Source organism: Streptomyces sp. NPDC051684 (genome assembly GCF_044453445.1).
GTDB lineage: Bacteria > Actinomycetota > Actinomycetes > Streptomycetales > Streptomycetaceae > Streptomyces.
This window is the reverse complement of the sequence record NZ_JBITCS010000044.1, coordinates 28341-48236: the sequence shown is the minus strand read 5'-3', so window position 1 is coordinate 48236 and position 19896 is coordinate 28341. Positions and strand designations below refer to the sequence as shown.

At 72.2% G+C, this 19896-nt stretch carries 17 protein-coding genes and 1 pseudogene; 12 read left to right on the top strand and 6 right to left on the bottom strand.

The features are described 5' to 3' along the window. Nucleotides 1–119 precede the first annotated feature (119 nt). Nucleotides 120–1763 (bottom strand): amidohydrolase, encoded by a 1644-nt coding sequence (locus ACIA8D_RS35990; protein WP_399238614.1) that lies wholly within the window; start codon nt 1761–1763, stop codon nt 120–122. A 174-nt stretch (nt 1764–1937) separates the two neighbouring features. After that, the gene (locus ACIA8D_RS35985; RefSeq protein WP_399238612.1) at nt 1938–2837 is read right to left on the bottom strand and encodes an Lrp/AsnC family transcriptional regulator; all 900 of its coding nucleotides are present in this window, start codon (nt 2835–2837) and stop codon (nt 1938–1940) included. A 148-nt stretch (nt 2838–2985) separates the two neighbouring features. Between ACIA8D_RS35985 and ACIA8D_RS35980 the strand changes: the two genes are divergently transcribed. The 3 genes and pseudogenes from ACIA8D_RS35980 to ACIA8D_RS35970 all read left to right on the top strand — a co-directional run bounded on the left by ACIA8D_RS35980 (nt 2986) and on the right by ACIA8D_RS35970 (nt 5601). Beyond that, complete coding sequence (locus tag ACIA8D_RS35980; RefSeq protein ID WP_399238610.1) at nt 2986–3984, top strand: C-terminal binding protein; 999 nt, start codon at nt 2986–2988, stop codon at nt 3982–3984. After that, nucleotides 3981–4769 carry a class II aldolase/adducin family protein gene (locus ACIA8D_RS35975; protein WP_399238608.1) on the top strand — a complete coding sequence of 263 codons (789 nt, stop codon included), beginning with the start codon at nt 3981–3983 and terminating at the stop codon, nt 4767–4769. Before ACIA8D_RS35980 ends, ACIA8D_RS35975 begins: the two co-directional genes overlap by 4 nt. 86 nt (nt 4770–4855) lie before the next feature. Further along, nucleotides 4856–5601 (top strand): annotated as a pseudogene (locus tag ACIA8D_RS35970) (class I SAM-dependent DNA methyltransferase). Nucleotides 5602–5672: 71 nt separating this feature from the next. Here ACIA8D_RS35970 and rpsR read toward each other — a convergent pair. From rpsR to rpmG, 4 genes are read right to left on the bottom strand one after another with little or no spacing between them, the layout of a single operon-like run. Then, nucleotides 5673–5909 (bottom strand): 30S ribosomal protein S18, encoded by a 237-nt coding sequence (gene rpsR / locus ACIA8D_RS35965; protein ID WP_399238606.1) that lies wholly within the window; start codon nt 5907–5909, stop codon nt 5673–5675. A 20-nt stretch (nt 5910–5929) separates the two neighbouring features. Beyond that, nucleotides 5930–7084, bottom strand: a complete 1155-nt coding sequence (locus ACIA8D_RS35960) for a CobW family GTP-binding protein (RefSeq protein ID WP_399238604.1) — start codon at nt 7082–7084, stop codon at nt 5930–5932. Then, nucleotides 7084–7338 (bottom strand): type B 50S ribosomal protein L31, encoded by a 255-nt coding sequence (locus ACIA8D_RS35955; RefSeq protein ID WP_399238602.1) that lies wholly within the window; start codon nt 7336–7338, stop codon nt 7084–7086. Before ACIA8D_RS35955 ends, ACIA8D_RS35960 begins: the two co-directional genes overlap by 1 nt. A gap of 41 nt (nt 7339–7379) precedes the next feature. Then, on the bottom strand, nt 7380–7544 hold the full coding sequence (gene rpmG / locus ACIA8D_RS35950) for a 50S ribosomal protein L33 (protein WP_399238600.1): 165 nt from the start codon (nt 7542–7544) through the stop codon (nt 7380–7382). Nucleotides 7545–7639: 95 nt separating this feature from the next. Here rpmG and rpmB point away from each other — a divergent pair, with 95 nt between their 5' ends. The 9 genes from rpmB to ACIA8D_RS35905 all read left to right on the top strand — a co-directional run bounded on the left by rpmB (nt 7640) and on the right by ACIA8D_RS35905 (nt 19892). Further along, on the top strand, nt 7640–7876 hold the full coding sequence (gene rpmB, locus ACIA8D_RS35945) for a 50S ribosomal protein L28 (protein WP_266718003.1): 237 nt from the start codon (nt 7640–7642) through the stop codon (nt 7874–7876). Further along, nucleotides 7876–8181 carry a 30S ribosomal protein S14 gene (gene rpsN, locus ACIA8D_RS35940; RefSeq protein WP_399238597.1) on the top strand — a complete coding sequence of 102 codons (306 nt, stop codon included), beginning with the start codon at nt 7876–7878 and terminating at the stop codon, nt 8179–8181. Before rpmB ends, rpsN begins: the two co-directional genes overlap by 1 nt. Nucleotides 8182–8286: 105 nt before the next feature. After that, a complete protein-coding gene (locus tag ACIA8D_RS35935) occupies nt 8287–10158 on the top strand; it encodes a SpoIIE family protein phosphatase (RefSeq protein ID WP_399238595.1) in 1872 nt (623 codons plus the stop codon). A 116-nt stretch (nt 10159–10274) separates the two neighbouring features. Beyond that, a complete protein-coding gene (locus ACIA8D_RS35930; RefSeq protein WP_399238593.1) occupies nt 10275–12281 on the top strand; it encodes a beta-N-acetylglucosaminidase domain-containing protein in 2007 nt (668 codons plus the stop codon). 438 nt (nt 12282–12719) lie between these two features. Further along, nucleotides 12720–14360, top strand: a complete 1641-nt coding sequence (locus tag ACIA8D_RS35925; RefSeq protein ID WP_399238591.1) for a sugar transferase — start codon at nt 12720–12722, stop codon at nt 14358–14360. A 73-nt stretch (nt 14361–14433) separates the two neighbouring features. After that, entirely contained in the window at nt 14434–15759 is a 1326-nt protein-coding gene (locus tag ACIA8D_RS35920) for a nucleotide sugar dehydrogenase (protein WP_399238589.1), read from the top strand. Nucleotides 15760–15763: 4 nt separating this feature from the next. Next, on the top strand, nt 15764–17011 hold the full coding sequence (locus tag ACIA8D_RS35915; RefSeq protein WP_399238587.1) for a glycosyltransferase family 4 protein: 1248 nt from the start codon (nt 15764–15766) through the stop codon (nt 17009–17011). After that, complete coding sequence (locus ACIA8D_RS35910; RefSeq protein ID WP_399238584.1) at nt 17008–18375, top strand: Wzz/FepE/Etk N-terminal domain-containing protein; 1368 nt, start codon at nt 17008–17010, stop codon at nt 18373–18375. The genes ACIA8D_RS35915 and ACIA8D_RS35910 overlap by 4 nt, the downstream gene beginning before the upstream one ends. Next, nucleotides 18372–19892, top strand: coding sequence for a Wzz/FepE/Etk N-terminal domain-containing protein (locus ACIA8D_RS35905; protein ID WP_399238582.1), 1521 nt, complete (start codon nt 18372–18374; stop codon nt 19890–19892). The genes ACIA8D_RS35910 and ACIA8D_RS35905 overlap by 4 nt, the downstream gene beginning before the upstream one ends. The last annotated feature ends 4 nt before the right edge of the window (nt 19893–19896 follow it).

Here is a 19896-nt window from a genome sequence, read left to right as displayed (position 1 = left end):
CGCAACCGCAACCACGGTGCGGCGTGTCAATCAGGGGCGCGGGGAACCGCGCGAGCCCAGCCACGGTGTGGCGCACCATCCGGCACGGCCACACCACGACTCGGCCACAACGACACCCGCTACGCGCTACGCGCCCACGCTCGGGCGCCGCCGATCCACGTCTCACGAACGCGAATCCCGGCCAACTCCTCCGCGGGCACGGTCAACGGATCGGCATCCAGCACGACGAAATCCGCCAGCATTCCGGAGGCAAGCGCGCCGACCGCATCCTCACGGTGCAGCGCGCTCGCCGCGGCCGCGGTGTGCGCATGCAGACCCGCCTCGACCGGCAGCCGCAACGACTCGTCGCCAAGAACGGTTCCGAGCACCGTGCGCCGGGTGGCCGCGGCGGCCACCGCCTCCAGCGGGGCGGGCGGGGCGACCGGCGCGTCCGAGGAGAACACGACCGGGACGCCGGCCTCGGGACAGTGCCCCGCCGGGTTGTAGCGGTGCCCCATCTCGCCGATCGCGGTCAACGTGCCGTCACCGGTGCGCAGATGGTGCTGCGGCTGCATGACGGGGACGACGCCGAGCGCGCCCATCCGCTCGATCTGCTCGTCCGTCGGAAGCCCCGAGTGTTCGACGCGGTGCCGCATGTCGGGGCGCTCCCGGTCGGCCTGCGCCTTCTCGATGGCGTCGAGCACCATGCCGATGGCGTACGGGGACTGGGCGTGCGTCGCGGTCTGCAGGCCGGCCGCGTGGGCACGGCGCACGATCTCCGCGTACTCCTCGACCGAGTGGTACAGCTGCCCGTGGTGGCAGCAGTCGGCGGCGTACCCCTCGGGGAAGTACGCGGTCCAGCCGCCGAGCGTGCCGTCGGCGTAGAACTTCACGCCCTGGACGCGGAACAGGTCGTCGCCGAAGCCGCGCACCGCGCCCAGTTCCAGGGCGGTGTCGAGCAGCGCGGAGGTCAGATAGGCGGACACGCGCATCCGCAGCGAGCCGTCGGAGCGCGCCCGCAGGTACGTCTCCATCTCGCGGCGCGAGACCTGCGCGTCGCCGATCGTGGTGACACCGGCGGCGAGGAACACCTCCTGGGCGCGCAGCAGATGATCGGCCATGATCTCGTCGGGCTCGGACAGGTGGAAGTTCGGTCCGTGGTTGCCGATCTTCACGCCGGCCGGTCCGGTGAGCAGGTCGCAGGCCGCGTCCCACAGCTGTCCGTCGGGCTCGCCGTCCTCGAAGTGGCCGATGGAGCCGCCCTCGGGCTGCGGGGTGCCCGCGGTGATCTTGCAGGTGCGCAGGGTGTGGGAGTTGACGACGCCGCCGTGCCCGGAGGCGTTCATGACGTAGACCTCGCGGTCGTCGGCGACGCGGTCCAGGTCGTGGCAGCTGGGGTGGCGGCCCTCGGCGAGCCGCCGGTGCTCGTAGCCGAAGCCGCGCACCGGTACCCCGGCGGGCAGCTCGCGGGCGGCCTCGCGCAGCACCTCGACCATCGTGTCGATGTCCGGGACACGCTCGGGCCGCAGGTCGACCCAGGCGAGCGCCTGCCCGTACATCACCGGGTGGCAGTGGGCGTCGACGAAGCCGGGGTGGACGAGGCCGCCGTCGAGGCGCAGCTCTTCGTCGACCCGGCCGCCGAGCGCGGCGCGGGCCTCCGCTTCGGTGCCGACGTGCACGATGCGCTCGCCGCGCACGGCGAGGGCCTCGGCCCGGACGGTGGTGCCGGCGGCCGCTACGGCGGCGCCGGTGACGAGGAGCGTGTGCTCGGGGGAGCGGGGCATGGCAGGCCTGCTTTCGACCGGGAACGTACAGGGGGGTGCCGACAGACGATTCGGCTCGCTGAACCATAGATAGCGAACGACTGATTGACCAGAGGGCGAGGTGATGAATGTTTGTAAAGTTGAATCGCCGCTCTGGTTCCGTATCGACTGTGTGCCCCGGTGTCGTGCGGCCGGTCAGTCCGTGCGCGGCCCCAAGTCGTACCGCTCCTTGATGAGTTCGAGGTGCAGCCAGCTCTCCACCTCGCGTACGGCGGGCAGCTCGCGCATCTCCTCGAGCGTGGCGCGCACCGCCGCGAACGATTCGGCGGTGATGGTGCCGACCAGGTCCGCGCCGCCCAGGCACGTCGACAGGAACGTCACGCGCCCGAAGGTGGCCACCCGTTCGGCGACGTCGGCCGCCGCGCCGTCCGCCCGCAGGCTGAAGCCGCACAGATAGCCCATGCCGAGCACGTCGGGGCGGACCAGGGCCACCACCTTGGCGACCCCGCCGTCCAGCAGGCGCAGGGTGCGCGCGCGGGTCGCGCCCGCCGACAGGCCGACGCGCGCGGCGAGCTCCGCGAAGGCCAGGCGGCCGTCGTCCTCCAGCTCGGCGAGGATCCGCTCGTCCACCGCGTCGAGCGCGCTCACGGTCGGCTCCCGGGTGAGGAGGTAGGGGTCCTTCACGTGCCGCGTCGCGACGAGCGCGTCCACCGCGCGTACGCCCGGCAGTGCCCGGATCTGCTCGATGGTCCGCTCCAGCGCGCCGAAGCCCGCGGTGCGCAGCTCGGTCATGATGGCGCGCCGCCCGCTGGTCAGCGTCACGAACGGCGCCTCGGGCAGTGCGGCGATCGCGCGCGCCGCCGGGCCCGCCGGTCCGTCGGTGTCGATCGCCAGATGCGCGGAGGCCGACAGGTCGCGCACGGCCGGGTGCACGATCGCCACGACCCGTACGGCGCCCGACTCCTGGAGTCGCTGCACGCGCATCCGCGCCGCGGGCCGGGACAGGCCCACGTGCTGCGCCAGCGTCTCGTAGGTGAGGCGGCCGTCGCCCTGCAGCTCGCGCACGATGCCCAGGTCGGTCTCGTCGAGATCCACGTGCTGTTCCCCTTGGTGGTCCGGTGCGCGCCCGGCCGGACGCGCGTTCATTGTCGGTCACCGGATGGGCGACCGTCTCGTTCGGTCTGGACAAATGTGGCAGTCGAAACGTAAGTTCGACTCCGGTAAGTCGATCGAATCATTGCTGATGGCCCTGGAGGATGACGTGCCGCGACCCGTCGTCGTGATCACCGACACCGAGGAACTGGATCCCGAACCGGGCGTCCGTCTCCTCGCCGACGCCGGCTGCGAGGCGCGCGTCGTCGGCAGCCGGGACCCGGAGGCCATCGCCGCGGCCGCGCACGACGCCGACGCGCTGATCGTCGGGTACGCGCGCGTGGACGCCGACCTCCTCGACCGCCTGCCCAAGGTGCGGATGGTCGCCACCATGTCCGCCGGCTACGACATGATCGACACCGCCGAGGCGGAGCGGCGCGGCCTGTGGGTGGCGAATCTGCCGCACTCGGCGACCGAGGACGTCGCCGTGCACGCGCTCGCCCAGGCGCTCAGCCTGACCCGACGCCTGACGCAGGCGGACGCCGTGGTCCGCGGCGGCGGCTGGAACACCGACTTCGCCGAAGTGCCGCGCCGCGCAAGCGAGTTGACGCTCGGCCTGGTCGGCATGGGCCGTATCGCCCGCACCCTCGCCCGGCTTGCCGCGCCCCTCTTCGGCCGGATCGTCGCCCACGACCCGCGCGCCACCGACTGGCCCGAGGGCGTCGAACGGCTCGACCTGGACACGCTCGTGGAGTGCGCCGACGTCCTGTCGCTGCACACCCCCTCCACCCCGCAGACCAGGGGCATGGTCGACGCCGGCCTGCTGGCCCGCATGCGCCCCGGCAGCGTCCTGGTCAACGTCTCCCGGGGCGACCTCGTCGTCCCGGACGCCCTCCTCGCCGCCCTCGACAGCGGCCGGCTCGCGGGCGCCGCCCTCGACGTCTTCCCCGTCGAACCGCCCGCCGCGGACGACCGGCTGCGCAGCCACCCGCGCCTGCTGCTCTCCCCGCACAGTGCCTTCCTCACCGACGCCTCCCTGCGCGCCTACGTCACCGAACCCGCGCGCAACGTCATCGCCTGGTGGACCACCGGGCGCCCGCACACCCCCGTCGTCGACCCCACGACCCACGCTCAAGGAGCCCTCGCGTGACCGACACCCTCAGCGCCCCCGTCACGACCGAAGACGCCGCCCAGGAAGAGCTGCGCCTGCGCCGCGAACTGGCCGCCGTCTACCGCCTGGTCGCCCACTTCCGCATGACCGACCTGATCTTCACGCACATCTCGCAGCGCCTCCCGGGTCCGGACAACCACTTCCTGATCAACCCCTACGGCCTGCTCTTCGAGGAGATCACCGCCTCGAACCTCGTGAAGATCGACCTCGACGGCAACGCGGTGGAGCCGAGCCCGCACCCCGTCAACCCGGCCGGCTTCATGATCCACAGCGCGATCCACAAGGCCCGCCCCGACGCCCACTGCGTGCTGCACACCCACACCAAGGCCGGCTGCGCCGTCGCCGCGCAGCAGGGCGGGCTGCTCCCCGTCAACCAGATGTCGATGGAGTTCCACAACCGCGTCGGCTACCACGACTACGAGGGCGTGGCCCTCAACTTCGACGAGCAGCAGCGCCTCGTCGAGGACCTCGGCGGCCACCCCGCGCTGATCCTGCGCAACCACGGCCTGCTGACGGTCGGCGAGAGTGCCAAGCAGGCGTTCCTGCGCATGTACTACCTGGAGAAGGCCTGCGAGATCCAGGTCACCGCCCAGGCCGGCGGCGGGCTGATCATCCCCTCCGAGCAGGTCTGCGAGTACACCGCCCAGCAGCTCACGGGCGAGGGCGAGGCGTCCTCGGACGTCGAGGACGACATCGCGTACGACCTGGCCTGGGGCGCGCTGCTCCGGCTCGTGGAGCGGATCGCGCCGGACTACAAGGACTGAGCGGGGCGGCAGGGGAGTCCGTGGCGGGCTCCCCTGCCGAACAAATCGGTGGACACGTGATCGGGCCGGCCGCGAGCGTGGACCGCATGGACCAAGCGGAGATCTGGGACGCCGAGGTCGCTCGGCGCTATGACACGGACAGCGCCGCGCACTTCTCGCCCGAGGTACTGGACCCGGCCGTGGACCGCCTCGCCGAACTCGCGGGCGGCGACGCCGCACTCGAACTGGCCATCGGGACCGGCCGCGTCGCCGTGCCGCTCGCCGAACGGGGCGTGCCCGTCGCGGGGATCGAGCTGTCGCGCCCGATGCTGGAGCAGTTGCGCGCCAAGGCGGACGAGGCGTCGATCCCCGTGGTCGTCGGCGACATGGCGACCGCCACCGCGCCCGGCGAGTACGCGCTCGTCTACCTCGTCTTCAACACCATCTCCAACCTGCTCACCCAGGCCGAGCAGGTCGAGTGCTTCCGCAACGCGGCCCGGCACCTGGCCCCCGGCGGCCGGTTCGTCGTCGAGCTGTGGGTGCCCGAGCTGCGCAGGCTGCCGCCGGGCCAGAAGGCCACGTCGGCGAGGCCGATCCGGGCTACATCCTGCTCGACACCTACGACGTCCTGCGCCAGCACGTCGTGTCGCACCACTTCTGGTTCGAGGACGGGACGAAGCAGGCCCGGCTGCAACGCAGCCCGCACCGGTACATCTGGCCCGCCGAACTCGACCTCATGGCCCAACTGGCGGGATTCCGGCTGGAGTCCAGGCATGCGGACTGGAAGGGCGCGGAGTTCACCGCCGAGTCCCCGTCGCACGTGTCGGTCTATCGCCTGCCGCCCGCACGGTAGGCGGCCCGCGAAGACTGGAACGACGGCGCGGCTGCGGACCTGCGCCCGGTCTGCCCGCAGCCGCCGCCGGGTCACCGGCTCGCGTACGGCAGCAGCGCCATCTCCCGCGCGTTCTTGACGGCGGCCGTCACCTGACGTTGCTGGCGGACCGTCAGGCGGGTGACGCGGCGGCTGCGGATCTTGCCGCGGTCGGAGATGAACTGGCGCAGCAGGTCGGTGTCCTTGTAGTCGACGTAGGTGATGCCGGCCGCGTCGAGCGGGTTCGGGCGCGGCTTGGCGGGCTTGCGCGGGGTGCGGGTACGGGGCATGTCGGGTTCCTTTCGGTGGGTCAGCGCGCGGGGTCGAGGAGCGGGTCGAACGCGGCGGGGAGCCGGCTCCACCCGGTCGGACCGGCGCGGTACTCGTCGTCGGTGAGCAGGCAGGAGTCGAGCAGCGCGGTCAGGCCCTGGCGGTCGAGGGCGGGGGAGGTGAACACGAGGTGCTGGCAGCGGTCGCCGTGCTCCGGGTGCCAGTCCATGGCCGCCGCCGCGCGCCGCTCGGGCGGCACCAACTCCCAGGCGGCGTCGGGCAGTGCGTGCAGCCAGGGGCCGCAGTCGTCGACGCCCAGGGCACCGCCCGCCGCGTCCCAGGACAGCAGGGTGTCGGGCCGGTCCGCGAGCCAGAAGCGCCCCCGGCTACGGGCGGCGGCGCAGCACAGGTCCTCCAGGGCGTCGAACAGCCGCTGCGGATGGAACGGCCGGTGCCGCTGCCACACGAGGGTGCCCACCCCGGCCTCCTCCGCCTCCTGCGGCAGCCGGGCGCTGGCCGGGTGCTGGGCGGTGCGCGCCGCCTCGACGTCGAACCCGGCCAGGGCGAGCCGCGCCAGTTCCGTCGACCGGGCCGCCACCTGCCGCCCCGTCGGGTGGAGCTGGGCGAGCAGCGCCCGGTCCTCCTCGTCCGCCTCCGGACTCTCGACGACGGCGACCACGGAGGCGTACTCCAGCTGCCGGGCCCAGGTGTCCGCGACCGTCCGCTGATCGCCGGCGGCCGCCGCGAGCCCGGCCTCGGCGAGGTCGTCACCGTTGCCCAGGCAGGGAAGGACGAGCGCGGGGTCGACGGCCGTGACGACCCCGGTCAGCTGCAGCGCCGGGGCGCCGTGCGCCGCCACGACGTCCGCCATGGCCTGCGGCTCCACGGAGTCCCACAGCTCCACGACGGCCAGGCGGCTCAGCCCGTCCGAAGCGAGTCGTTCGAGCTCGGGGACGAGGTCCTCGCGCAGGGCGCAGCAGGCGCAGTCGTTCACCAACGGCGCCTCGCCGCGGCTCAGTTCACCGGACGCGTCCCGAATGGTGCGGGTCACGGTCCCCGACGGTGCGGTGCCGAGGTCGTGGTGCAGGGCCACGCTGGACGGCACCTCGTCGAGCAGGCCCCGCACCACCTCCCGGCGCGCCTCGCTGTGCAGCCCGCCGACGATCACGACGGGCAGCCGGTCCTGGCCCCGCATCACCGGGCCCCTCGACGGCCGAAGCGACGTTCGAAGCGCTCGACGCGGCCCGCGGTGTCCATGACGCGGGCGGTGCCGGTGTAGAAGGGGTGGCTCGCCGAGGAGACCTCGACGTCGTACACGGGATAGGTGCGGCCGTCCTCCCACTCGACGGTGCGGTCGGTGGTGAGCGTGGAACGGGTCAGGAAGGCGAATCCGGCGGCCTTGTCGCGGAAGACGACGGGCCGGTAGGCCGGGTGGATGCCGGGCTTCATGGCGGACTCCAAAGGTTGCGGATGGTCGTGCGGACGAGCGCTCAGCGTTCTTCGCGGAAGTCGACGTGGCGGCCGGCCACGGGGTCGTACTTGCGCAGGACCAGGCGGTCCGGGTCGTTCCTGCGGTTCTTGCGGGTGACGTAGGTGTAGCCCGTCCCCGCCGTCGAGCGGAGTTTGAGGATCGGGCGCAGTTCGTTGCGTGCCATGCCGCTACTATATGGCAATGGTTTCCATGTTCAATAACTGGGCCATGTTCATGACCGGCACCACAGACGACAGCTGACGAACAGAGAGGCACCGCATGTCCGCCCACTGCCAACTGACCGGCGCGGCACCGCGCTTCGGCAACCGCATCTCCCACTCGCACCGGCGCACCTCCCGCCGCTTCGACCCGAACATCCAGCGCAAGCGCTACTGGCTGCCCAGCGAGGGCCGCAGCGTGCGGCTGACCCTGAGCGCACGAGGCGTCAAGACGGTCGACGTCATCGGCGTCGAGGCCGCGGTCGCGCGGATCCGCGCGCGAGGAGGAAAGGTCTGATGGCGAAGCAGAGCAAGATCGCGAAGAACGAGCGGCGGAAGGCGATCGTCGAGCGGTACGCCGCACGGCGCGCGGTCCTGAAGGAGCTCCTCCGGCGCCCCGGCACCCCCGAGGCCGAGCGCGCCGCCGCCCTGGCCGAACTGCGCCGCCAGCCGCGCGACGCCAGCGCGACCCGGGTCCGCAACCGCGACAGCGTGGACGGCAGGCCGCGCGGCCACGTGCGCAAGTTCGGCCTGTCCCGCGTACGACTGCGGGAGGAGGCGCACGCCGGACATCTGCCGGGGGTCACCAAGTCCTCCTGGTGACGCGGCCGGCCCAGCCGCCCGACCGGGCTCCGCCCTGGTCGGGCGCGCCGCGAGGTCGCCCGCATGGCGTGCGCGAGCAGGCGCCGTGCGGCCGATCGTCGGACGATGGGGGAGCCGGAGTGCGTCGAGCCGAGGGGAGTGCCGCAGGTGGGTGGCGGGCGCGAGCGCGGACTCCCCGAAGAGGAGCCCGAGGAGCACGGGGAGTCCGAGGTGTACGACGCCGAGGTGCGCCAGGTCGACGTGCTCAATCGGCTGGCGGGCCCGGCCTCCGGAGGGCCCGGCGCCGGCTCGGACCAGGCCCCGCCCCGCACGAGCCACCGCGACACCGACGTGCTCGTCACCGGGCACGCCCTGGCGGGCGTCGCCTCACTGGGGGAGGCGCTCACCCTCATCGCCCAGCTGGCCGACGCCACGTTCCCGCTGAGCGGCCAGGCGGTCTTCCGCTCGGACCGGGAAATGCTGCACTGCGTCGGCCGGTTCGGCCTGAGCGAGCATGCGGCCGACACGTTCCGGCTGCCGCTGCGTGCGGACCACCCCGCCGCGCAGGTGGCCAGGACCGGGCGGCCCGTGGTGCTGACCTCGTCGCAGGAGTACCGGGACCGTTTCCCGGCCGCCCCCGCGTACGCCGACCGGGAGCGGTACGAGGCGTGGGCGTTCCTGCCGCTCACCACGTACGGGCAGCTCACCGGCGTGTGGATGGCCGCGTTCGACGCCGCGGTGGAGATGACCGGCGGCATCGGCACCTTCCTCGTCACCCTCGCCCGGCTGCTCGGCCGGTGCATCGAGCAGACCTACGACGGCGAGGCGGACCACGCCCTCTCGCAGAGCCTGCGCAGCAGCATGGGCCGCATCGGCCCCGGCCCCGAAGGACTCACCGTCACCGCGCGTTACGTCCCCACCGGCGGCGGGCTCATGGTCGGCGGCGACTGGTTCGACAGCATCACCCTGCCCAACGGGCGCCTCGGCCTGGTGATCGGCGACGTCCAGGGCCACGACGTGCCGGCTGCCGGGCTGATGTCGCAACTGCGCACCGCCATCCACGCATACGCCGCCGAGGGGCACGGCCCCGACGCCGTCCTCGTCCGCGCCTCCCACTTCCTCGCCTCACTGGGCGAAGGCCGCTTCGCCACCTGCATCTATCTGGAGGCCGACCCCGAGACCGGCACGCTCCGCATCGCCCGCGCAGGCCATCCGCACCCGGTGCTGCGGCTGCCGGACGGCACCTGCCTGCTCAAGCACGTGCGCGGCGGTCTGCCCCTGGGGCTCGACCTCGGCGAGGACGACTACCCGGTCAGTGTCGTCACGCTGCGTGAGAACGAGATCCTCATGCTCTGCACGGACGGCCTGATCGAGTCCGGCGGCCACGACATGTATTCCGGCTGGCTCCGGGTGCGGGGCGCACTGACGCCGGGCGGTCCCGACGACATCGGCGGCATGGCCGACCGGCTCCTGAACGCGGTCGTGGCCCCGCAGGCCACACAGCCGGGCGACCGGCCCGTCACCTCCTTCACCGAGGACGACATCGCCCTGCTGCTCCTGCGTCGCGACCCGCGCGACGACCACGCCGACGGGCCCGGGCGCAATCTGCGGTTCACCCTCGAGCAGGACCAGGCGCAGGGCATCGCCGACGCCCGCATCGAGTTCCAGGGCCTGCTCCACGACTGGGCCCGCCCCGAGCAGGTGGACACCGCCCTCCTGCTCGTCTCCGAACTCCTCGGCAACGTACTGATCCACACCGAGCAGGCCGCGGTCCTGCGCGCCGACATCAGCGGCGCGGAGGGGCACCGCCGGCTGCGCGTGGAGGTCTCCGACCGCAGCGACGAGGTCCCCGCCCGCCGGGCCCCCGGTGAACTCTCCTCCTCGGGCCGCGGCCTCGTCCTCCTCGACCTCCTGGCCCACCGCTGGAACCTGCGCCCGGAGCCGGAGGGGAAGACGGTCTGGTTCGAGCTGGACGAGGACGGGCCGGAAGAGCCCTGAGGGTCAACTCCCACTCGGGCGCGGGATCTTGACACCGTCAGGGATGGGTGGTGGTTTAGACCACGTGCCCTCGCCCGAAGGTGAGGGTCCGCTTCCGTGGAGGTGCAGTGTCCCGTATGTCTGAACGTCATTCGTCCTGTCTCCCCCGTGTTTCCCGCCCCGTGCTCGCCGGTGCCGCGCTCCTGCTGACCCTGGGGGCGGTCGCCGTTCCCGCCCAGGCGGTCGACGGTGCGCCGGGCGCCACCGGTGCGGAATCGGCGGCCAAGTTGCCCGTCGTCACACCCACTCCGCAGGACATGAGACCGGCGGGCGCCGCCCTGCGGGTCCCGAACCGTGCGCGCCTGGTCCTGGGGGACGGCGTCGACGCGTCGAGCATCGCGGTCGTCAAGCGGGCGCTGGCCGCCGCCGGGGTCCGGTCCGTCGACACCGTCAAGGCCGCCGACGCCGCCAGCAGGGCAGCGGCGCCAGGCGTGTTGACCGTCGTGGCCGGTTCCATCAAGGACAGCGCGGTCGCGGCCGCCCTCAAGGGCGCGGGCGGCACCGTGCCCGGCACCCTGAACCCGGAGGGCTACTCCCTCGCCTCCCGTGGCTCCGCCCGAGGTGACATCGTTGTCCTAGCCGGAAACGACGGTGACGGCGTCTACTACGCCGCGCAGACGCTGCGTCAGCTGGTGACCGGGGCGCACCGCATCGCCGCCGTCTCGATCACCGACTACCCGAGCATGCCGCTGCGCGGCAGCATCGAGGGCTTCTACGGCGCCCCCTGGTCGCACAGCGACCGTGTCGACCAACTCGCCTTCTACGGCGACGTCAAGGCCAACACGTACATCTACACGCCGAAGGACGACACGTACCTGCGGGAGAAGTGGCGCACCCCATACCCCGCCGACAAGCTCGCCGATCTGCGCGAGTTGATCCAGAAGGCCGCCGACCACCATGTCGACTTCACGTACGCGCTCTCGCCGGGCCTTTCGGTCTGTTACAGCGACCCCGACGACGTGAAGGCGCTGAAGGAGAAGCTGGGTTCGCTGTACGACCAGGGCGCGCGCAGTTTCTATGTGGCGCTCGACGACATCAGTTACACCAAGTGGAACTGCGACGGCGACCAGGCGAAGTACGGGGCGCCGGGGCGGGCCGCCGCGGGGCAGGCGCAGACCGATCTGCTCAACGCGGTGCAGCAGGACTTCATCGACACCCATGAGGGCGCCAAGCCGCTCCAGTTCGTGCCCACCGAGTACTCCGACACGGCGGACTCCGCGTACAAGTCGGTGCTGCGCGAGAAGTTGGACCCGAAGGTCGTCGTGCAGTGGACCGGCACCGATGTCGTGCCGCCCGCCATCAGCCTCGCGGACGCCAAGGCCGCCTCCACCGTGTGGGGCCGCAAGGTGTTCCTTTGGGACAACTATCCGGTGAACGACTACGGGCAGACCACCGGACGGCTCCTGATGGCCCCGTACGACAAGCGGGAAGCCGGTCTGCACAAGGAGTTGAGCGGCATCGTGCTCAACCCGATGAACCAGGCGGCGCCGAGCAAGGTCGCGCTCTTCGGTGGCGCATCGTTCGCGTGGAACGACGAGGACTACGATCCCGACCGCACCTGGCGGGCGTCCGCCGACTACCTGGCCGGCGGCGACCGGGACACCGCGCGGGCCCTGCTCGCTTTCTTCGACACCGAGCACCTCGCGCCGACCTTCGGCGACACGAACTGGCAGCCGCAGGCGCCCGAACTCGCCTCCCGCCTCGACGAGTTCCGCACGGCGTGGGACGGCGGATCGGACGCCGAGCGGCAGGCCGCGCTGCGCAAGCTTTCGGCCTATGCCGAGGTGCTCGCCGGTGCCCCCGAGCAGATCCGCGACGGCGTGCGGGATCCGGCCTTCCTCGCGCAGACGAAGCCGTGGCTCGACGCCCTCGACCTGTGGGGCGGCGCCCTGAGCGCCACGCTGGACGGGCTGCGCGCCCAACTCGGCTCCGGCGGTGGGGAGTCGGATTTCACGAAGGCGGCCGACCTGGCGAAGCGGGCCTCCGCCATCACCACCATCCCTGGCACCACGCGACCGCAGGGCCCGATCAAGGTGGCCGACGGCGTGCTGGACACCTTCATCGCGCAGGCGCCCAAGATGTGACACTCCATCAGAAGCCCGCCCCGGTACGTGACCTGGGCGGGCTTCGTCGTGTCCGGGTGCCGAGCCGGAGCGGAGGGGCGGAATCCCGCCGAGAATGGCTGATCATGCAGGCAACTTCAAACCTTGACCACAAATTCCACACATCCCTCTCTGTGGGCGGCCTCAATGGTCTAGATTGACCGTGCTTCACATGCCGGGACACTAGGCGACAAATGATGAACTATGGGGGCTGGTGTGGCGCGCGACCGACCGCCGCCGCACCGGATTCGAACGGGGGGTGATCGTTTCGTGGTGCCCGACAGGGGGACCTTGGGCGCGGGGAGCGCCGAAGAGGTCGAGGGAATTCCGGGCGACTCGGTCCCCGGGTTCCGATCAGCGGGTCACGTCCGCGACCGACTGAGCGGATCGCGCACGCCGCGCTGAACCAGCCGGTGATTCATGCACGGGAGGCGGGGGCCTCCCGAGGGGGAGGAGCAGTGCGGTGCGGGGGGCGGGGGGCCTCCCGAGGAGGGGACACAGCACGGGGGGCGGCGGCCTCCCGAGGGGGGAGTAACCGTGTTGGGCGAGCACGTCGAACCCGCTGGCGACTCGGACGGGGCTGTACAGCAGGGGGAATTGATCAGCCCGTTCCCGCCGGTCAGCGGTCGTCCGGTGAACGGGGCACTGCGAAGGCCCGCGAGCGACTGGGAGCAGCGTTACCGCCGCATCGTGATCATCAGCGATACGGTGGCCACCGCTGTCGTGGTGGCGGCCTTCGGGGGGTTCTTCGGGGTCAGGGACGCCGCCAACTGGCACGAGAAGTGGAAGATCCTGGCGTTCGGCACCGAGTTGCTGGTGCTGGGGGCGCTGGCGGTGAGCCGCTCGTGGGCTCCGGCCGTGCTCGGCCAGGGCGCCGAGGAATTCCGCCGGCTCGGGCGCTCGCTGTTCGCGGCGACCGTCGTCCTCGCGCTCGGTGGGATCGCCCTCACCTCGCGCAACATCAAGCTCTGGATCTTCGTCGCGATCCCCGCGATCGCGCTGGTGACGATGACCGCGCGCTATCTGCTGCGGCTGTGGCTGCACAGACAGCGCAAGGAAGGACGTTGTCTGCGTCCGGTGCTGGCCGCAGGGAGTCCGGCCACCGTGCGCGACCTGATCAGCAGAACCCGCAAGTTCCCGCACATCGGCTGGCAGGTGGAGGCCGTCTGCACGACGGACGGCCACGGCGTCGACGGTGACCGGCTGGACGGAGTGCCGGTGGTCGGCCCTCTGACGGACGTCGCGAGCCATGTCTCGCGCGACGGCTACCGGGTCGTCGCGGTCACCCCGGACCCGCACTGGACGCCGGACCGGCTGCAGCGCCTCGCCTGGAACCTGGAGGGCAGCGAGGCCGAGATGGTCGTGGCCCCCGTGCTGATGGAGGTGGCGGGACCGCGGCTGCACGTCGACGCGGTACTGGGGATACCGCTGCTTCGGGTCAGCATGCCGGCGTTCACCGGGGGACGGCGGGCGATCAAGGAGATCGTCGACCGCCTCGGCGCGGCCTTGCTGATCCTGCTGTTCGCACCACTGATGGTGCTCGTCGGGCTGTTCGTCCTGCTGGACAGCCGCGGCGGGGTGTTCTACCGGCAGCGCAGGGTGGGCAAGGACGGCCGGGAGTTCACCATCGTCAAGTTCCGCACCATGGTCGCCGACGCCCACGTGAAGCGGGCCTCTCTCGCCGACCGCAACGAGGGGGCGGGGCTGCTGTTCAAGCTCCGGCGCGACCCGCGGGTGACCAAGGTGGGGCACGTGCTGCGCCGCTACTCGCTCGACGAACTCCCGCAACTTTTCAACGTGTTGACCGGATCCATGTCGCTCGTCGGCCCGCGGCCGCCGCTGCCCGAGGAGTCTGCGGCGTACGGCCCGGACATCCGGCGGCGGCTGCTGGTCAAGCCGGGGCTCACCGGCCTGTGGCAGATCAGCGGGCGCAGCGACCTGCCGTGGGAGGAGGCGGTCCGCCTCGACCTGCGCTACGTCGAGGACTGGTCGCTCGCCCTGGACACGGTGATCTTGTGGAAGACGCTGCGGGCCGTGCTCCACGGACAAGGGGCGTACTGAAGCGGGGGGCGCGCCGATCCGTCGGCGCATGAAAGTCAGGCCACAAGGGCCTGCTCTGGGGGGAGGAACGGGAATGAGGATCAGCGTCCTAGGACTCGGCTACGTCGGCTGTGTGTCGGCGGCATGCCTGGCGGGACAGGGCCACGAGGTCATCGGCGTGGACGTGAACCAGGCGAAGGTGGACCTGGTCAACAGCGGCAGGGCCCCCGTGGTCGAGGAACGGATCGGCGAGCTCACCGCCGAGGTCGTGCGGACCGGAGCCCTGCGCGCCACCCGCGACGTCCGCGAGGCGATCATGGGCAGCGACGTGTCGCTGATCTGTGTCGGTACGCCGTCGGAGCCCAACGGCAGCCTGTGCACGACGTACTTGGAGCGGGTCACCGAACAGATCGGCGCCGCGCTTGCCGAACGCGGGGGAGACGGCGGCCGGCACACGGTCGTGTTCCGCAGCACCATGCTGCCGGGCACCTGCCTGAACCTGCTCGTGCCGATCCTGGAGAAGAGCCTCGGCGGCACCGCCGGCGTCGACTTCGGCGTCGCGGTCAACCCGGAGTTCCTGCGCGAGGGCACGAGCGTGCGGGACTTCTTCGACCCGCCCAAGACCGTCATCGGCCAACTGGACCAGGCCAGTGGCGACGTCGTGGCCCAGCTGTACGAAGGGCTGCCCGGCGAGGTGTTCCGGGTGCCGGTCCCGGTCGCCGAGGCGATCAAGTACGCGGACAACTCCTTCCACGGCCTCAAGATCGGCTTCGCCAATGAACTCGGCGCGGTGTGCCAGGCGTTGGGCGTCGACTCGCACCAGGTGATGGACGTGTTCCTCGCCGACCGCAAGCTCAACATCAGCCCCGCCTATCTGCGTCCCGGCTTCGCCTTCGGCGGCTCCTGCCTGCCCAAGGACCTGCGCAGCCTGGTGCACGCGGCGCGGCGCGCCGACGTCTCCGTGCCGATCCTGTCCCATGTGCTGGCGTCCAACGCCGACCACCTGCAACGCGCCGTGGAACTCGTCGAGCGCACCGGGAAGCGCAAGGTCGGCCTGTTCGGCCTGTCCTTCAAGCCCGGCACCGACGACCTGCGAGAGAGCCCGCTCGTCGAACTGGCGGAGCGGCTCTACGGCAAGGGGTACGACCTCAAGATCTACGACGCCAACGTGAGCCTGTCCCGGCTGATGGGTGCCAACCGCGAGTACATCGAGGGCCGGCTCCCGCACCTCGCGCAACTGCTCGCGGACTCCGTCGACGAAGTCCTCGGCCACGCGGAGGTCTGCCTCGTCGGCACCAGGGACCAAGCCGTCCTGTCGGCGCTGCCGCTCAGCGGCGGCCCGACGGTCGTCGATCTCGTCCGCCTTCCCGACGCCGAAGCGCGCCGGGCCGAACCGGGGTACATGGGCCTTGCTTGGTGACGCGATGAACGAAGCGACAACCAGCGGCGGCGGGCCGGACCGGCGCGCCCTGATCCTGGTGGAGAACCTGTCGGTCCCCTTCGACCGGCGGGTCTGGCAGGAGTGCACGACGCTGCGCGACGCGGGCTGGACGGTGCACGTCATCTGCCCGCAGGGCACGAAGCGGGACACCGAAGCGGAGACGGTGATCGACGGGGTGCGGATCCACCGCTACCCGCTGCGCGCCGCCACCGGGGGGCCGGCCGGCTATCTGCGCGAGTACGGCTCCGCGCTGTGGCACACCGCCCGGCTGGTCCGCAAGGTGGGCCCGGTCCACGTCGTGCACGCCTGCAACCCGCCGGACCTGCTGCTCCTGGCGGCACGGTGGCTGCGGCGGCGCGGCGCGCGGTTCGTCTTCGACCAGCACGACCTGGTGCCCGAGCTGTACCTCTCGCGCTTCGACCGCGGCCAGGACCTGCTCTACCGCGGCGTGTGCGCGCTCGAACGCAGCACCTACCGGGCCGCGGACGTCGTGCTCGCCACGAACGAGAGCTACCGGGACGTCGCTCTCGACCGCGGCGGCAAGCGCCCGCAGGACGTGTTCGTGGTCCGCAGCGCGCCCCAGGTGGAGCGGTTCCAACCGGTGCCGCCCGAGCCGGAGTTGAAGCGCGGCAATCCCCATCTGCTGTGCTACCTCGGCGTCATGGGGCCGCAGGACGGCGTCGACTACGCCCTGCGGGCGCTGGCCAAGCTGCGCGACGAACTCGGGCGGACCGACTGGCACGCGGTGTTCGTCGGCTCGGGCGACGCCTTCGACGCGATGGTCGAGCTGTCCCGCGAGCTCGGGCTCGGCGACCAGGTCGAGTTCACCGGGCGCATACCCGACGCCGACCTGGTGCGCTACCTGTCCACCGCGGACGTCTGCCTCTCGCCCGACCCGCGCAACCCGCTCAACGACGTCTCGACGATGAACAAGGTCCTGGAGTACATGGCCATGGGTCGGCCCATCGTCTCGTTCGATCTGAGAGAGGCGCGTGTCTCCGCAGGTGAAGCTGCTGTCTACGCGCGTGCCAACGACGAGGTGGAATTCGCGGGTCTCATCGCGCAGTTGCTGGACGACCCCGAGCAGCGGGCCCGGATGGGCAAGCTCGGGCAGGAGCGCATCGGCGGACCGCTGTCCTGGCGGAACTCGCAGGAGTCGCTGCTCGCCGCCTACGCCGCCGCGGTGGCGGGGCGCGGCCCCTCCCAGGCAAGGAGGAGGCGGCGTCGTTGAGCGAGGACACGATCCGCCTGGTCACGATCGGCCGGATTCTCCGTAGAAGGTGGCGGCTGCTCGCCGTCCTCACCGTGGTCGGCGCGCTCGTCGGCTACGGCGTCTCCGTGGTGTTCCCGCCGCGCTACACGGCGTCGGCGTCGGTGCTGCTGCCGGGCCAGTGGGAGGAGCGCGAGCTGCTCACCCAGGTGGACATCGCGACGAGTTCGTCGGTGGTCGACCGCGCGGCGGCCAAGCTCGGCTGGGCGGGCGTCAACGGCAGCGACCTGCACGGCCGGGTGGTCGCCAAGGCCGCCGACGGCAACATCATCACGATCTCGGGCACGGCCGAGAGCCCGAAGCGCGCACAGCAGCTCACCGACCGGGTGGCCCAGCAGTTCGTCGCGTTCTCCGCGCGGATCGAGGGCGGCGCGACCGACGCCGACGCGGCCGCGGGACCCGAGGCGCTGCGCAAGAAGGTGCAGGAGACCAACCGCCGGATCACGGAACTGGCCCGGGACGCCGACCCCGGCAGCACTGTCGAGGGGGTGCAGGCCCGTACGGCTCTGGAGAACCTGCGCAACTCGCTGGAGGCGGCCATGAAGAAGCTGGAGGAGGCCGACCCGGCGACGAACAAGGCGAGCATGGTCGTCATGGGCCCCGCGGCCCGGCCGACCGGCCAGTCGCCCCCCACGCGGACGCAACTCATCGCCGCCGGGGCGCTGTTGTTCTTCCTGTTCTCGGTCATCGGCCATCTGACCGCCGCCCGGATCAACCGCAGGCTGCGGAACGAGCAGGAGATCGCCTCAGCGCTCGGCTCGACGCTCCTCGGCGCCGTCGACGTGCCCGGCGAACAGCGGGCGCAGCGGGCCAAGGCGGGCGGCCCGCGCGCCGGAGTGCGCAGGCTGCTCGGCACCGACACCCGGTGGGACGTCCCCACGCCGCAGCGCTCCGGCGACGAGGCCGCGAGGCGCACCCGCTACCGGCGGGTGTGCGGGCGCATCCGGGCCCAACTGCCCGCGCCCCGGCGCCTGCTGGTCGTCGTCCCGGACGGCGACGAGCTCGCACTGCGGGCCGCTGGCCAGCTCGTCGCCGAGGCCAAGGGCGACCCGGTGCTGCGCGTCGTCGTGGTGCCGGTGGACCGGCCGGTCGTGCCGGACCGCGGCACCGAGTCCGGCGCCGTCGTCGTCCTCAGCGCCGGCAGCTGGACCGCGGAGGAGCTCACCGGCATCGCCGAGGCCTGCGCGGACGCCAGGCACGAGATCGTCGGCATCGTCTTGGCGGGACCGGTCAGGGCCCGCCCCGCCGGCCCGGCCGAGGAGCCGCCGGACCATGCCACTCCCGCGCTCGCGGTGCGCGGCCACGCGACGGGAGGTTCGGCGTGACGACGAGCAGGACTTCGGAGTCGTCGGCGGGCACCCCGCTGCTCGACCTGCACGCATTGGTGGTCGCGGTGCGCAGGCGCCGCCGTCTGTGGGGCGCCCTGGCGCTCCTCGGGCTCGTGATCGGCGCGGCGGTGGCGATCCTGCTGCCGCCCCCGCCCAGCGCGGTGACCAAGGTGCTGGTCGCGCACCAGGAGGACCAGCCCAACGACACCGGAACACTGATCCGCACCGACATCGAGGTGCTGGGCACCACCCGCATCGCCAAGGACGCCCTCCAGACCCTCAAGTCCGGGGAGAGCCCCGAGGACTTCATGAAGGACTACCGGGGCACAGGACTGACCAACAACGTCCTGCAGATCGACGTGTCGGCCGACAGCCAGGCGCTGGCGGTCGACCGGGCCAAGGCGCTCGCCGACGCGTTCGTCGCCGACCATGTGCGCCGGATGCAGGCGGCGGCCAAGGCCGAGTCCCAGGCGTTGCTCGACCAGCGCGACCGGATGCGCGACGAGCTGGCCCGGGTCAACAAGGAGATCGGCGACCGGGCGCCGGACGGCGGCGCCGACGAGTCGGCTGCCGGCACCGAAACGCTCTTCGCCCGGCGCGCCGAACTCAACTCGCGCATCGCCGACTTCGACCAGCGCGCCGCCGAGGCCCGCACCGGCACACCCAAGGTCGTCGCCGGCACGCAGATCGTGGACGCCCCGCGCGCGGTCGAGCACTCGCTGCCCAAGGCGACGGCCACCAACGCGGCGATCGGCCTCGTGCTCGGCCTCGTCCTCGGGCTCGCCCTGTCCGCGGTCGGCGCGGTGGTCGCGGACCGCCCCGTGCTGCGCCGGGACATCTCGGCGAACCTGGGTGCCTCCGTCATCGCGGAGCTGCCCCGGCGCTCCGGGCTCTGGCGGCGCAGGGGAACGCGGGCCACCCGTGAACGCCTCACCGCGACCCTGGCCCGCACCGTGCGCGGCTCCGCGGAACCACTGTCGTTGCTCGAACTGGGCTGTGCGCGCGGCACCAGCGAGATCGCCCTGGACCTCGCGGGCGCGCTGACGGCGGAGGGGCCGGTGGCCGTCGTCGACGGTCTGCCGGGACCGCAGCTCGCCGACCACCGCCCGCAGCCTGGCGGGCCCAGGGTCGTCAGCGGCGAGCACGCCGCGGCCCTGTCGCCCCAGGAACGCCGCATCGGCGTCGGCTCCGTGGCACCCGGCACGGCGTGGACCGACCTCCAGTACCTCGGCACCCAGACCGTCCTCGTCGTACGGGCCGGGCACGGCAGCGCCGCATGGCTGCACACGGTGGCGCGGCAGCTCGCCGAGCAGCGCATCCCCGTGCTCGGCGTGGTGCTGATCGACCCCGATCCGCGCGACCGCACCGACGGCACGCTCTGGGACGGCCTGCACACCGCCCTGCGCGGCAGGGGCGAACGGCCGGCCCGGCACAACGGGTCGGGCCCGCGGCGCACGGAGCGCAAGCCCGCGTGGGCCGCACGGGGCGCGGACAACGACCAGGAGGCTCGGTAAGTAC